Raw genomic sequence first — 13,252 nt, 5'->3', positions numbered from 1 at the left:
TCGGTGAGTGTGGCTGTACACTTGCGATGGCTATATCATCATTGCCAACTTGTACCGGCAATATTCATAAGTCCGGGCTGTCCTGCATAAGGGGAATTTATCGATGATCGATTCGCGACTGGTCGAGGCGTTCCTCGCCGTGACCGATCTGGGCAGCTTCGAACTGGCCGCGCTCAAGCTCAATCTCACCCAGCCGGCAATTTCCCAGCGCATCAAGGCGCTGGAACGCCTGCTCGGGCATGTGCTGCTGGAACGCACCCGACCAGTGCTGCCGACGGCCACCGGGCAGCAACTGGTGGGCTACCTGCAGCGCTCGGTGCTGCTGCAGGAAGAGGCGCTGCGCGAGCTGGCGCCGGAGCCGGGGCGGACGTCGCGGATCACCCTGGGGGTCAACCTCGACAGCCTCGCCACCTGGTTCCCGCAAGCGCTGGCCCAGGCGCTCAAGGGCGAGGACTACCTGATCCACCTGCGCCTGGACGACAAGAGCCATACCCACCACCTGCTGGAAAAGGGCGACGTGATGGGCTGCGTGAGCAGCAACCCGACCAACCTCAAGGGCGTGCGCACCACGCCGATCGGCGAGATGGAGTACGTCTGCGTTGCCACCGCGGAGTTCGCCCGCCAGCACTTCCCCGAGGGTGTGACGCGCGAGGCGCTGCTGCACGCACCGGCGCTGACCGGCGGCGAGATCGACGACCTGCACCACCTGTTCATCGAGGAAAGCGGCATCTACCGCTCGCAATACCCGCGCTGGTCGGTGCCGTCATCCAACGGCATCTTCGACCTCTGCTGCCTGGGGCTGGGCTACGCCTGGGTGCCGGCTGTGCAGGCCGCCGCGCGGCTGGCTGACGGGCATCTGCAGCTGCTGCTGGAGGAGACCCGCAAGGCGCCGCTGTACTGGCTGAGCTGGGAGGTGATGCCCGACGGAGTGGCGGCGCTGTTCAAGCGCCTGATCCTGGAAGGGCGGCGGCTGATCGCCTGAGCTGATTGTCTGAAGAAGGGCGGGGCCTGAGGAAAAGAACCGGCGTGGGCACCCGGCCCACGCCGTTGGCCAGATGGCCTACTTACGCGGGCACGCCCGCGCTACGCCGGGAAAACAGGCTGACCACAACGAAGCTGAGGGTGCCGACGATCAGGCTGTAGTAGATCGGCGAATTGGCGTCGAAGCCGTCGCGGATCATGAACGTCAGCACCGTGCCGAAGCCCAGCGCCATGCTGGCAATCGCCCCGCTGGTGGTGGCGCGTTTCCAGTAGATGGCGCCGATCAGCGGGACCAGCATGCCGCCCACCAGCATGTTGCAGGCCAGGGTCAGGGCGCTGATCACGTCGTTGACCAGCAGCGCCACGCCGAGTACGGCAACCCCAGTGAGGCCGGTGTACAGACGGCTCAGCCACAGCCCGCGCGGCCTCGGGCCGATGACGGCGGGCAGCAGGTCCTCGGTGAGGGTGGTGGAGGCGGCGAGCAGGCCGGCGCTGGCGGTGGACATCATCGCGGCCAGGGCGGCGGCGATCATCAGCCCGCGGATGCCGTCGGGCATGGTGCTCTGCACGATGCTGGCGAACGCCGTGTTGGCGTTGGCCAGGTCCGGCAGCAGCACCTTGGCGCACATGCCGATCAGCGCACCCACCAGGCCGTACAGCAGGCAGTACAGGCCGGCCACACTACCGGCGTAACGGGCGACGTTCTCGCTGCGGGCAGTGAACACCCGCTGCCAGATGTCCTGGCCGATCAGGGTGCTGAAGAAATAGATCATGAAGTAGGTGATGATCGTGTCGTAGCCGATGGCGGTGAAGCTGAAGGAACTGGCCGGCAGCTTCGCCACCAGCTCGTCCCAGCCGCCCACGCGGTACAGGCACAGCGGCAGCAGCAGGAACATCATGCCGACCGTCTTGATGATGAACTGGGCGATGTCGGTGAGCGTCAGCGACCACATGCCGCCCAGGCTGGAATACAGCACCACGACGCCGCCGCAGAGCAGGATCGACAGCCAGAACGGCAGCCCCAGCAGGACTTCCATCATGGTGCCCATGGCCAGGGTCGAGACCACGCCGATCATCAGCGCGTAGGCGAACATGATCACCGCGCTGGCCTGGCGCGCCAGCGGGCTGTAGCGGCGCTCCAGCACCTGGGTCACGGTGAAGATGCGCAGCTTGAGCAGCGGCTTGGCTAGGAACAGGTTGAGTGCGATCAGCCCGGCGCCGATGGCGGTGCACAGCCACAGGCCGGAGATGCCATGCACGTAGCCCAGGCGCACGGTGCCGACGGTGGAGGCGCCGCCCAGCACCGTCGCGGCCATGGTGCCCATGTACATGGTCGGGCCGAGGCTGTGCCCGGCGACGAGGAACTGTTCCTTCGAATGCGCCTTGCGCATGCCGTACCAGCCGAGCAGCAGCATGCCTGCCGCATATATGACGACAACGGTGATATCCAATAACATTCCGGGTGCCTGCTGTTTTTATTCTGGGAGTGGGGTGGTTGTAGCCTTGTCACGGTTCTTCGGAGTGAACTTTCAAACTGGCTCTTGTGCGTTCTCTGGTGGTGGGGAAGTGGAAGTCGCTATCTTCGTTACTGCTGTCAGGGAGTCAATTTCGATCAATTTGCGGAGTGCCGGATAACGGCGGTTTATACAAGTCTCCGGAATTTAATTTTCAGCGTATGGGGTGGTCGCAGGGTAGTGATTGAAGTTTGTTTTCTGGATTGTTCAGATCCCTGAACAATGAGTTCGTGGCGGCGGCGTATATCGCCGAGTGCGGCCTGGGTAGAGTTTTTCGGCGTAACGACCGAACTCCCAGGAGTATTTCCCCATGACAGATTCCCCCGCTTACAGCCAGCCGACGGATTACCAGCCGGCGAAGGTGTGGACCCCGAAAACGGCCCACGGCGGCCAGTTCGCCTCCATCAACCGCGCCGAGTCCGGTGCGCGCTTCGAGCAGCCGCTGCCGGTGGGCAGGCACCCGTTGCAGCTGTATTCCCAGGGCACGCCGAACGGGCAGAAGGTCACCATCCTGCTGGAGGAGCTGCTGGCCGCCGGGCATGCCGGCGCCGAGTACGACGCCTGGCTGGTCGATATCTTCAAGGGCGAGCAGTTCTCCAGCGGCTTCGTCGGGATCAACCCCAACGGCAAGATTCCCGCGCTGGTGGATCGCAGCATCGACCCGGCGACGCCGGTGTTCGAAAGCGGCTCGATCCTGGTCTACCTCGCCGAGCGCTTCGGCGCCTTCCTGCCCAGCGAGGGCCGGGCGCGCACCGAGACCTTCAACTGGCTGATGTGGCAGATGGGCTCGGCGCCCTTCGTCGGCGGCGGCCTGGGGCATTTCTATGCCTATGCACCCAGCAGGATCGAGTACGCCATCGACCGCTACGCCATGGAAACCAAGCGCCAGCTGGACGTGCTGGACAAGCACCTGGCGGCCCATGAGTTCCTCGCCGGCGACACCTACAGCATTGCAGACATGGCCGTCTGGCCCTGGTACCCCGGCAGCCTCTACGGCGTCTACAACGCCCACGAATTCCTCGGCGTCGAGCAGTACACGCACCTGTTGCGCTGGTACCACGCCATTGCCGCACGCCCGGCGGTGGCGCGTGGGCGGGTGGTCAATCGCACGTCCGGCGCGCCCGGCGAGTTCCTCCGCGAGCGGCATGCCGCCACCGATTTCGATGCCCTCAACTGAAGCCCTGAACGAACGCCCCGAGCGAAAGGTGACGATGATGATGAAACTGTATTTTTCCCCGGGCTCCTGCGGGCTCGCCCCGCAGATTGCACTGCGTGAAGCCGGGCAGGCGTTCGAGCTGGTGCAGGTCGACTTCGCGACCAAGACCACTGTGGAAGGCGACTATTTGCAGGTGACCGCCAAGGGCTGCGTGCCGGCGCTGCGGCTGGAGGACGGCGATGTGCTCACCGAGGGCGCGGTGATCCTGCAATGGATTGCCGACGCCCATCCTCAGTGCCGCCTGCTGCCACCCTTCGGCAGCCGCGAGCGCTACCGCGCGCTGGCCTGGGTCAACTACGTGGCGACCGACCTGCACCGCGGCATGGCGCTGATGTTCTCGCCGCTGGTGGATCGTGAGTCGAAAGCGCGCTTCGCCGAGGGCAACCTGGCCGGCAAGTTCGACTACCTCGACGCGCACCTGGCGGACCACGACTACCTGATGGGTGCGCAGTTCTCGGTGGCCGATGCCTACCTGTACAACGTGCTGTGCTGGCCGGTGCGCGTCGGCGTGGATATCTCCGGCTACCGCTTCATCGAGGCCTTCATGGCGCGCATGGAGCAGCGTCCCAGCGTTGGTGCTGCCCGCGAAGCGGAAGGCCTGGGGCCACGCTAGCCAAAGTGCGGAATGGTGCCGGGCTTCAGCTCAGGCTGGGATGCGTGGCGATGAGGTGCGCGACCCAGTCGATGAAGGCCCGTAGCTTGGCCGGCTGGTGCCGGTTCTGCGGGTACATCACGTAGATCGGCAGCGGCTCGTTGGCCCAGTCCGCCAGCACCGGCAGCAGGCGAGCGTCGCGCAGCAGCGGCGCCACCAGTTGCTCGGCCATCTGGATGATCCCCAGGCCGGCAAGCCCCGCCGCCGTATAGGCGGCGCTGTCGTTGAGGGCGATGCGGCTGGGCAGCGACACCTGGATGCGCTCGCCGCCGCGGACGAAGTACCAGTCGAACAGCTTGCCGGTGCGCGCGGAGAAGTAATTCACGCACTGGTGCTGCGCCAGTTCGTCAGGGTGCTGGGGCTGGCCGTGGCGTTCCAGATAGGCCGGCGCGGCGCAGGTGAGGTAGCGCATGCTGCCGATGCGCCGGGCGATCAGCCGCGAATCGGCGAGCTGGCGGCCACCGCGGATGGCGCAGTCCACGCCTTCCTCGACGAGGTCCACGGGGCGGTCGCTGCAGCCCAGCTCCAGGTGGATGGCCGGGTAGGCGGCGAAGAACTCCGGCAGGGCAGGGACCAGCACCTCGCTGGCGAGCCAGGCCGGAACATCGACCCGCAGGCGCCCCGAAGGCGCTTGCAGGTCCTGGGTCAGCGCCTCCTCGGCATCGCGCACCTCGGCGAGGATGCGCAGGCAGCGCTGGTAGTAGGTGGCGCCTTCGGCGGTCACGCTGACGTGGCGGGTAGTCCTGATCAGCAGCTTCGCCGCCAGCTCGTTCTCCAGCGCCTGCACCAGGGTGGAAACCGTCGCCTTGGGCAGGTTCATGTTCTGCGCCGCGCGGGTGAAGCCACCGGCGTCGACGACCTGGACGAACACTTCCATCGCTTGCAGCTTGTTCATCGGCGGCCCCCGGCGCAGACAGTCTTCAGTAGCCGGGCAGTGTGGCGGATGGCGGGGCGGGCTGTCTTGTTTCCTGTGTTCGGTACTCGCGAGGGCAATCGAGAACGCTGTGTATCGACGGCGATACACGACAGAGACCGAATGTGCTGGGAAATATCAAATAGGATGTATTACCATTTGCAACAAATAATCAGTACCTGCCCGTTTCTCCCTACACAAGTCTCCCTACACAAGGCCGTCCTTCATGAAACCCCGTCTTTCTGCTCTGTTGCTCACCGGAGCCTGCAGCGCCATGCCTCCCGCTTACGCCGCGGACGATGTACTCAACATGTCCGACAGCGTGATCCAGGCTCCCGACCGCTCCGACGGGCCGAGCGAGGGTTACCAGACCCGGCCGGCGAGCAGCACCACCAAGATGAAGCTGACGGCCCAGGAAACCCCGCAGGGCGTGACCACCATCACCCGCGACCAGATCGACGACTTCCAGCTCAACGACGTGCGCGATGCGCTGCGCTCGGCGCCCACGGTGACCGTGGAGCAGTTCGAGACCGACCGCACCATCTTCACCTCGCGCGGCTACCAGATCGACACCTTCCAGTACGACGGCATGGGCCTGCCATTCGCCCAGACCCTGATGGGTGGCGGCCAGGACATGGCCGAGTACGAGCAGATCGATGTGCTGCACGGCGCCAACGGCCTCATGAGCGGCACCGGCAACCCCTCGGCCACGGTCAACTTCGTGCGCAAGCGGCCCACCGATACCTTCCAGGCGAAGATCGGCACCAGCGTCGGCTCGTGGGACAGCCGCCGCCTCGACGTCGACGTCGGCGGCCCGCTCACCGACAGCGGCAATGTGCGCGGGCGCTTCATCTACGCCCACGACAAGGGCAACTCATGGCTCGACCGCTACAGCAACGAAACCAACGTCGCCGCCGGCCTGCTGGCCTTCGACCTGAGCGACGCGGACACCCTGACCGTCGGCTTCTCCCAGCACAACACCGACTCCAACGGCACCACCTGGGGCAACCTGCCGCTGGTGGACAGCAGCGGCAACCCGATCCACTACAGCAGCCGCAGCTCCAGCGTCGGCCAGGACTGGACCTACTGGGACCTGCACACCCAGCGCGCCTTCGCCGAGCTGAACCACGACTTCGGCAACGGCTGGAACGGCAAGCTGACCCTGACCGGCATCACCCAGTACCAGGACACCCAGCTGTTCTACCTCTACGGCATCAACGGCGACGCCGGCACCGCCTACGCCAACCAGACCGCCAGCACCCAGCACCAGATCATCGGCGAGGGCCAGCTGTCCGGGCCGTTCCAGCTGCTGGGCCGCGAGCACGAGCTGACCCTGGGCGTGAACTACGGCCGCACCCACCTCAAGGCCGGCGCCAACACCATTGCCGCCAACGGCTACTACAGCGCCAACCTCTCCGACGCGCTGGCCGGCAACCTGGTGCGCCCGGCGCTGCCTTACACCAACGACACCACCAACGCGCAGAACTTCGAAGACACCCAGAAGAGCGTCTACGCCGGTGCGCGTTTCAGCCTGCTGGACGACCTGCACTGGATCGTCGGCGCGCGCATGCTCAGCGCCGATGGCAGTGGCGAAAGCTACGGCGCCGACCACGACACCCGCGAGCACGGCAAGGTCACCCCGTACACCGGCCTGGTCTACGACCTCAGCCCGGAATGGGCGGTGTACGGCAGCTGGACGCGGATCTTCTCCCCGCAGTACGTGATCGCCACCAACGGCGGCCTGCTCGATCCGCTGGAAGGCACCAGCAAGGAAGTCGGCATCAAGGGCAACCTGCTCGACAGCCGCATGAGCGTCAGCGCCGCGCTGTTCAAGACCGAGCAACGCAACGTCCAGGAATACGCCGGCCTGGTGGACGGCCACTACGTCTACAACGGCGTCGACAACAAGAGCAAAGGCATCGAGCTGCAGGCCTCCGGCGAGGCGCTGCCGGGCCTGGAACTGCTGGCCGGCTACACCTACGTGCGCATCGACGACGACGACGGCGACCGCACCCGCAGGTACGTGCCCAAGCACACCGTGCGCGGCACCGCCACCTACCGCCTGCCGATGCTGCCGCAGGTCAAGGTCGGCTCCCGTGTCAGCTGGCAGAKCGGCGTCGAGAGCGACACCTACAGCGCCGTGCGGCAGAACGCCTACGCGCTGGTCGACCTGATGACCAGCTACGACATCGACTCGAACTGGAGCACCTCGCTCAACCTGAACAACCTCACCGACCGCAAGTACCTGCTCTCCCTGGAAAGCGGCAGCACCTCCAACTACGGCGCGCCGCGCAACCTCACTGCCTCGGTGACCTGGAAGTACTGATACCTCGTCCGGCACATGCCCGGCGGGGCCTGAGCCAATCGCCGACGCCTGCCGCCGCAATGGCGGCAGGCTGATTCGCCCGATAGACACCATGGTGCAATGTCCGCACCGCCAGTGCCCATGGTGTCATCTGCCTCGCGGGCATCCTGACCCTGGCTTGCGCGTCCCGCAGCCCGGCACTTCCAGTCCGGGTGTTGGCAAGCCTGTCCGTCGAATCGCGAGGTTCCCATGCTCCTGCCCCTTTGCACCTGGTCCGAGATCGAACAGTTCCTCGGCCGCAGCCGCACCATCGTCATTCCCATTGGTTCCAACGAGCAGCACGGCCCCATCGGCCTGCTGGGCACCGACTGGATGTGCCCGGAAATCATCGCTCACGAAGCGCAGAAGGCGGCGGACATCCTCATCGCGCCGACCTTCAACATCGGCATGGCGCAGCACCACCTGGGCTTCCCCGGCACCATCACACTGCGCCCCTCGACCTTCATCGCCGCCATCTGCGACTGGGTGAATTCCCTGGCCGCCCACGGTTTCGAGAAGATCCTCTTCCTCAATGGCCACGGCGGCAACGTCGCCTCCATCGAGGCCGCCTTCTCCGAGCTCTACGCCCAGGCCAGCTTCGCCCGGCGCCCGGCCGGCTTCGCGCTGAAACTGTGCAACTGGTGGGACCTGGAAGGCGTTGGTGAGCTGGCCAACCGGCAGTTCCCCAAGGGCCACGGCATCCACGCGACACCCTCGGAAATCGCCGTCACCCAGTGGGCCTATCCGCAGCACATCAAGGCCGCCGAGTACTCGCCGGCGATCGCCAACTGGGGGCCGATCCGCGAGGCGGCGGACTTCCGCGCACGCCATCCGGACGGCCGCATGGGCTCCGATCCGGGCCTGGCCACGCCGGAGAAGGGCGGCGAGCTGGTGATGCTGGCGGCCCAGGGACTGGTGCAGGCGGTCGCGGCGTTCAGCGCGGAACCTTCGCCGTTCTGAGTGCTGCCGCCCGTAGCGTCATCCTCACGGAAACCCGAGCCTGGCTCGGGTTTCTGCTTTTTGCGCCGAGCACAATCCAGGCGGCTAACAGGAGCTAACAGCAGATAACTCGCCTGATTGCGCCGGCCTTGCCACTCTGGCAGCCGGGTGTCATTGGCTAACCAGGGAGGCCTCCATGACCCAGCATGATGGCTGCATGAATCTGGCGGGGCGGCGCAGCAATGCCGAGTTCGGTGCGTTGATCCTCGGTTCCGGCGAGCCCGGCGAGGCCGCGTCGCGGCAACTCTACATGGCCGTGCTGCCGCTACTGATCGCCTTCTTCGAGGGCCAGGCGCAGGCCGGCCGCATCGGCCAGCAGGACATCGGCGAGCTGCTGCGCGCCACGCTGCGCCAGGTAGACCGGCAGCGCGCCAGCTATGACCCGGCGGTGCCCTTTCGTGCCTGGCTGCTGGAGTTGGCCCGGCACGAGCTAGGTGCCTGCCGCCGCCTGCCACCGCTCGACGCGGCCGAGCCGAAAAGACCGGCACGCCGCAGGCGTACCGTCGCCGCCCATTGAATTCAGGCTTTCAGGAAGACCCGATGCAGTCGATCGAGAAGGTTCTCTACACCGCCCGCGTGCAGTCCCGCGGCGGCCGTGATGGTGAAGCACGCAGTGATGATGGTCGCCTGCAGGTCCGGCTGACGCCGCCAGGGGCGCCAGGGCAGGGCAGCAATCCCGAGCAGTTGCTCGCTGCCGGCTGGTCGGCCAGTTTCATCGGCGCGCTGAGGCATGCCGCCAACGCTCGCAGGCTGGAGTTCCCGGCGGACACGGCGGTGGACGCCGAGGTCGAACTGATGCATGGCGAGCTCGGTTTCTTCCTGCGCGCGCACCTGGCGATCCAGCTGCCGGGCCTGGACCCGGAACTGGCGCAGCGGCTGGTGGATGCCGCGTACCAGAGTTGCCCGTATTCGAAGGCCCTGCGCGGCAACATGCTGGTCAGCGTCAGCCTGCGCTGAGCGATTTCGCCAGCGGCCGTAGCGTGATGGCCCGCATAAAAGCCCGCTGACAAGGCTTGATCGCGCGCGCGAAACTCCTATCCTTCCAGGACTTGCGGGCCAGCCTCGCGCCCACTCCAACCTCCGAAGAGACACCCCGTGGAGTCCGCAGCGGACGATTCGCCCCCAGCCTCGATGACGCCGATCGAATTCGGTCCTTTCCGCGTCCTGCCCGACAAGCGCCTGCTCACCCGCGATTCGCTGCCGATGGACATCGGCGGGCGGGCCTTCGACCTGCTCCTGGCGCTGCTGGAAAAGCCCGGCCGCGTGCTCTCCAAGCGCGAGCTGCTCAAGCGCGTGTGGCCCGACATGGTGGTGGAAGAGGGCAGCCTGCGCTTCCACATGACCGGTCTGCGCCGCACCCTGGGCGATGGTGAGGACGGTGCGCGCTACATCGCCACCCAGGTTGGCGTCGGCTACGCCTTCGTCGCGCCGGTCCGGCACGGCGTCGAGGCGCCACCGCCGGCCCGGCCGGTGGCGATCCTCGGCGAAGGCGTCGGCAGCCTGCCACCGCGGGTGAAGCTGATCGGCCGCGAGGCCGACGTGCAGATGATCCTGCAGCGCCTGCGTGAGCCACGGCTTTACACCATCGTCGGCACCGGCGGGGTCGGCAAGACCAGCCTGGCCAACGAGGTGGGCCATCGCCTGGCGCTGGAGCGTCGGCAGCGCGTGCGCTTCATCGACCTGGCCCAGGTCGAGGACGAGCAACTGGTGGCTTCGGCCCTGGCCGCCGCGCTGGGCGTTGCGGTGCAGGCCGAGGACCCGCTGGCGGTGCTGCTGGCGCACCTGCAGGGGCAGGACCTGCTGCTGATCGTCGACAACTGCGAACACGTGGTGGACGTGGTGTCCGCCCTGGCCGAACGCATCCGCGAGGTTGCCCCCGGTGTCGGCCTGCTCGCGACCAGCCGCGAGCCCCTGCGTGCGCGGGACGAAGAAGCGCACTGGCTGGGCCCGCTGGACTTTCCCGAAGAACCCCACGGCCTGGCGGTGGAAACCCTGCTGCAGTTCCCGGCCGTGCGGCTGTTCGTCGAACGCGCCCAGGCCGCCAACGCTTCGCTGCAACTGCAGGACGGCGACCCGCTGCTGATCGCCGACATGTGCCGGCGCCTGGGCGGCATGGCGCTGCCCATCGAGCTGGCGGCGGTGCGAGTGGCCATCCATGGCGTGCAGGCCACCCACGGCCTGCTCGGCGAGCGCTTCTCCCTTGGCTGGGCCGGCCGGCGCACGGCGCAGCCGCGCCACCAGACGCTGCGCGCGATGCTCGACTGGAGCTACGGTCTGCTGGGCGAGAACGAGCGGCTGGTGTTCGACCGCCTTTCGGTATTCGTCGGGCCTTTCTCCCAGGAGGCTGCCGCGCAGATAGTCGGTGACGCGCGAATCGATGCGCTGGAAGCCGCGGCGATCCTCGACGAACTGACCTCCAAGGGGCTGGTGGCGGTAGATCGCAGTGACACCGCCACGGCCTACCGACTGCTGGAAATGACCCGCGCCTTCGCCCGCGAAAAGGCCGCCGCCCATGGCCATGAAGAGGCCCACGCCCTGGCCTTCCGCCATGCGGCGTACTACCTGTGGCTGCTGGAGCAGCTGGGCAGCGTGCCGGAGGTGAGCTACCAGGGCTGTGCCCGCCTGGCCAGCCAGCTCGGCAACGTACGCAGCGCGCTGGAGTGGAGCTTCGGCCCACAGGGCGACCCCGGTCTGGCGCTGCCGCTGGCGGCAGCCAGTGCGCCGCTGTTCCTGCACTATTCGCTGCAGGTGGAATGCCGCACCTGGTGCGCGCGGGCCACCGAGCTGCTGGAACTGGGCTACTTCGGCACGCCCACCGAAATGGAGTTGCAGGCGGCCCTCGGCCTGGTGCTGATGTTCACCCGCGGCAACAGCGAAGCCGCCGGCAAGGCCCTGCTGCGCGCACTGGAAATCGCCGTGGCGCTGGGCGACCACTGGGCCGAGCTGCGTCTGCTGGGGTTGCTGCAGATCTTCTACGAGCGCATCGGCGACTTCGCCTCGTCGCTGGCCTGGGCCGAGCGTGCGGTGCTGGTCGGCGACACCCTGGGCGAGCCGGAAGCGGTGGCAGTGGCGGCTTCGCTCGCCGGCATTTCCCACCATCTGCTGGGCGACCAGGAGCGGGCGCGCGAGGAGTTGGAGAAGTCCCTGCGCAACAGCCTGCCCTCGGAGCGCAGCCGCACGCTGCACTATGGCTTCGACCACCACAATCGCACCGGCCTGGCCCTGGCGCGCACGCTCTGGCTGCTCGGCTGCGCCGACCAGTCACGTCGCTGGGCAGACCAGGTGGAAGCCGAGGCGGCCGAACTCAATCATCCCACCACCCACTGCATCGCCCTGGTGTGGACGCTGTGCATCCATATCTGGACCGGTGAGCTGGACAAGGCCGAGCGCAGCCTGGCGACCTTCAGCCGCCTCGCCGAGGCCAATGCCTTCGGCCCCTACCAGGCCGCGACCGGCGGGCTGCGCGCGGCCATCGCGATCCGTCGCCGGCAGCCCGGCGACGCCGTGCGCCTGCTGGAGGAAAGCCTCAAGCGCCTGCACGGCATGCGTTACGAGCTGCTCACCACCTCCTTCGAGATCGCCCTGGCCGAAGGCCTGATCCTCGCCGGTGAATTCCGTCGCGCAGCGGTGGTGGCGCAACGCTCGATTGCCCACTGCCGCAGCAGTGGCGATGCCTATGCCTTGCCGGAACTGCTGCGCATCCAGGCGCAGATCATCGAGGCGCTGGGCGAGGAGGGTGATCGAGTGGTGGAAGGCGTGCTGCAGGATTCGCTGGCCCTGGCCCGCGAACAGGGCGCCCGTGCCTGGGTGCTGCGCTCCAGCCTGGACCTGGCGCGGCTGCGCGCAAAGCAGGGGAAAACCGCCGAGGCGCTGGCGCTGCTGGATGCCTGCCAGCCGGGCGAAGGTCTCGACACGCTGGACGTGCGTCAGCTGGAAGCGCTGCGTTGCACCTTGAGCAGCGCCTGAGTCGAGCTCAGCGCGCTGCGGAAGTAATGGCGAGCAGCGCTGCCATGTTCACCAGGTCCGGCAGGGTGCGCGCCTGCATCTTGCGCATGACCCGGCCACGGTGCGCCTTGACGGTGATCTCGCTGATGCCCAGGTCAGCGGCGACCTGCTTGTTCAGGCGACCGGCCACCACCATCTCCAGCACTTCCCTTTCGCGCTGGGTCAGCAGCGCGTAGGCCTGGCGCAGGGCGTCGAGGCGCGTCTGCTGGCCGAGGGCGGCGCGGCTGTTTTCCAGGGCATCGGCGATGGCCTGCAGCAGCGTGTCGCTGTCGAACGGCTTAGTGAGGAACTCCACGGCGCCGGCCTTCATGGCGCGTACGGTGAGCGGTACGTCGCCATAGCCGGTAATGAAAATGATCGGCAGCGCCGGGCGCGCGCCGGCCACGCTGCGCTGCAGGTCGAGGCCGTTGAGGTCCGGCAGGTTGACGTCCAGCACCAGGCAGCAGGGCGCAAGGCTCGGCGGCTCGTCGAGGAAGGCGCTGGCGGCGTCGAACAGTACCGGCCGCCAGCCGGCCGAGCGGATCAGCAGCTCCAGCGACTCGCGCACCGAAATGTCGTCGTCGACCACGTAGACGATGGGCGTCGTCTCTTGCATCGACCGGTTCTCCGTTCGCTTGGCTGGGCCGGG

General features: G+C 67.1%; 11 protein-coding genes. 8 read left to right on the top strand and 3 right to left on the bottom strand.

What is annotated here, in order from left to right; genetic code table 11:
* Positions 1–103: 103 nt before the first annotated feature.
* A complete protein-coding gene (locus tag QO207_RS21840; protein WP_301534385.1) occupies positions 104–982 on the top strand; it encodes an ArgP/LysG family DNA-binding transcriptional regulator in 879 nt (292 codons plus the stop codon).
* Between the two features lie 82 nt (positions 983–1,064).
* Here the strand turns inward: QO207_RS21840 and QO207_RS21835 are convergent, their stop codons facing one another.
* Positions 1,065–2,438, bottom strand: coding sequence for a sodium:solute symporter (locus QO207_RS21835; protein ID WP_301534384.1), 1,374 nt, complete (start codon positions 2,436–2,438; stop codon positions 1,065–1,067).
* A gap of 367 nt (positions 2,439–2,805) precedes the next feature.
* Between QO207_RS21835 and yghU the strand changes: the two genes are divergently transcribed.
* Entirely contained in the window at positions 2,806–3,672 is an 867-nt protein-coding gene (gene yghU / locus QO207_RS21830) for a glutathione-dependent disulfide-bond oxidoreductase (protein ID WP_301534383.1), read from the top strand.
* A gap of 37 nt (positions 3,673–3,709) precedes the next feature.
* Complete coding sequence (gene gstA, locus QO207_RS21825; RefSeq protein ID WP_301534382.1) at positions 3,710–4,324, top strand: glutathione transferase GstA; 615 nt, start codon at positions 3,710–3,712, stop codon at positions 4,322–4,324.
* A 25-nt stretch (positions 4,325–4,349) separates the two neighbouring features.
* On the opposite strand, the gene QO207_RS21820 is transcribed toward gstA, so the two are convergent.
* Positions 4,350–5,258 (bottom strand): LysR family transcriptional regulator, encoded by a 909-nt coding sequence (locus QO207_RS21820; RefSeq protein WP_301534381.1) that lies wholly within the window; start codon positions 5,256–5,258, stop codon positions 4,350–4,352.
* A 292-nt stretch (positions 5,259–5,550) separates the two neighbouring features.
* Between QO207_RS21820 and QO207_RS21815 the strand changes: the two genes are divergently transcribed.
* The 5 genes from QO207_RS21815 to QO207_RS21795 all read left to right on the top strand — a co-directional run bounded on the left by QO207_RS21815 (position 5,551) and on the right by QO207_RS21795 (position 12,585).
* Entirely contained in the window at positions 5,551–7,602 is a 2,052-nt protein-coding gene (locus tag QO207_RS21815; protein ID WP_301534380.1) for a TonB-dependent siderophore receptor, read from the top strand.
* Positions 7,603–7,830: 228 nt separating this feature from the next.
* The gene (locus tag QO207_RS21810) at positions 7,831–8,580 is read left to right on the top strand and encodes a creatininase family protein (protein ID WP_301534379.1); all 750 of its coding nucleotides are present in this window, start codon (positions 7,831–7,833) and stop codon (positions 8,578–8,580) included.
* Between the two features lie 175 nt (positions 8,581–8,755).
* Positions 8,756–9,136: a hypothetical protein gene (locus tag QO207_RS21805; RefSeq protein WP_301534378.1), complete on the top strand. Its 381-nt coding sequence runs from the start codon at positions 8,756–8,758 to the stop codon at positions 9,134–9,136.
* Positions 9,137–9,159: 23 nt separating this feature from the next.
* Positions 9,160–9,576 carry an organic hydroperoxide resistance protein gene (locus QO207_RS21800; protein WP_301534377.1) on the top strand — a complete coding sequence of 139 codons (417 nt, stop codon included), beginning with the start codon at positions 9,160–9,162 and terminating at the stop codon, positions 9,574–9,576.
* A gap of 174 nt (positions 9,577–9,750) precedes the next feature.
* On the top strand, positions 9,751–12,585 hold the full coding sequence (locus QO207_RS21795) for a winged helix-turn-helix domain-containing protein (protein WP_301534376.1): 2,835 nt from the start codon (positions 9,751–9,753) through the stop codon (positions 12,583–12,585).
* A 7-nt stretch (positions 12,586–12,592) separates the two neighbouring features.
* Here QO207_RS21795 and QO207_RS21790 read toward each other — a convergent pair whose 3' ends face one another.
* Positions 12,593–13,219 carry a response regulator transcription factor gene (locus QO207_RS21790; RefSeq protein ID WP_301534375.1) on the bottom strand — a complete coding sequence of 209 codons (627 nt, stop codon included), beginning with the start codon at positions 13,217–13,219 and terminating at the stop codon, positions 12,593–12,595.
* Positions 13,220–13,252 lie beyond the last annotated feature (33 nt).

Origin of the sequence: Pseudomonas sp. CAN1, assembly GCF_030462585.1 — a bacterium.
Classification (GTDB): Bacteria; Pseudomonadota; Gammaproteobacteria; order Pseudomonadales; family Pseudomonadaceae; genus Pseudomonas.
Note: the sequence above shows the minus strand (reverse complement) of the source record. Positions and strands in the feature narration are given on the sequence as shown.

What these genes read in the sequence shown, in the direction of transcription:
- QO207_RS21840 (WP_301534385.1), top strand. Translation starts at nt 104, where the DNA reads ATGATCGATTCGCGACTGGTCGAGGCGTTCCTCGCCGTGACCGATCTG.
- QO207_RS21835 (WP_301534384.1), bottom strand. Translation starts at nt 2,438, where the DNA reads ATGTTATTGGATATCACCGTTGTCGTCATATATGCGGCAGGCATGCTG.
- yghU (WP_301534383.1), top strand. Translation starts at nt 2,806, where the DNA reads ATGACAGATTCCCCCGCTTACAGCCAGCCGACGGATTACCAGCCGGCG.
- gstA (WP_301534382.1), top strand. Translation starts at nt 3,710, where the DNA reads ATGATGAAACTGTATTTTTCCCCGGGCTCCTGCGGGCTCGCCCCGCAG.
- QO207_RS21820 (WP_301534381.1), bottom strand. Translation starts at nt 5,258, where the DNA reads ATGAACAAGCTGCAAGCGATGGAAGTGTTCGTCCAGGTCGTCGACGCC.
- QO207_RS21810 (WP_301534379.1), top strand. Translation starts at nt 7,831, where the DNA reads ATGCTCCTGCCCCTTTGCACCTGGTCCGAGATCGAACAGTTCCTCGGC.
- QO207_RS21805 (WP_301534378.1), top strand. Translation starts at nt 8,756, where the DNA reads ATGACCCAGCATGATGGCTGCATGAATCTGGCGGGGCGGCGCAGCAAT.
- QO207_RS21800 (WP_301534377.1), top strand. Translation starts at nt 9,160, where the DNA reads ATGCAGTCGATCGAGAAGGTTCTCTACACCGCCCGCGTGCAGTCCCGC.
- QO207_RS21795 (WP_301534376.1), top strand. Translation starts at nt 9,751, where the DNA reads ATGACGCCGATCGAATTCGGTCCTTTCCGCGTCCTGCCCGACAAGCGC.
- QO207_RS21790 (WP_301534375.1), bottom strand. Translation starts at nt 13,219, where the DNA reads ATGCAAGAGACGACGCCCATCGTCTACGTGGTCGACGACGACATTTCG.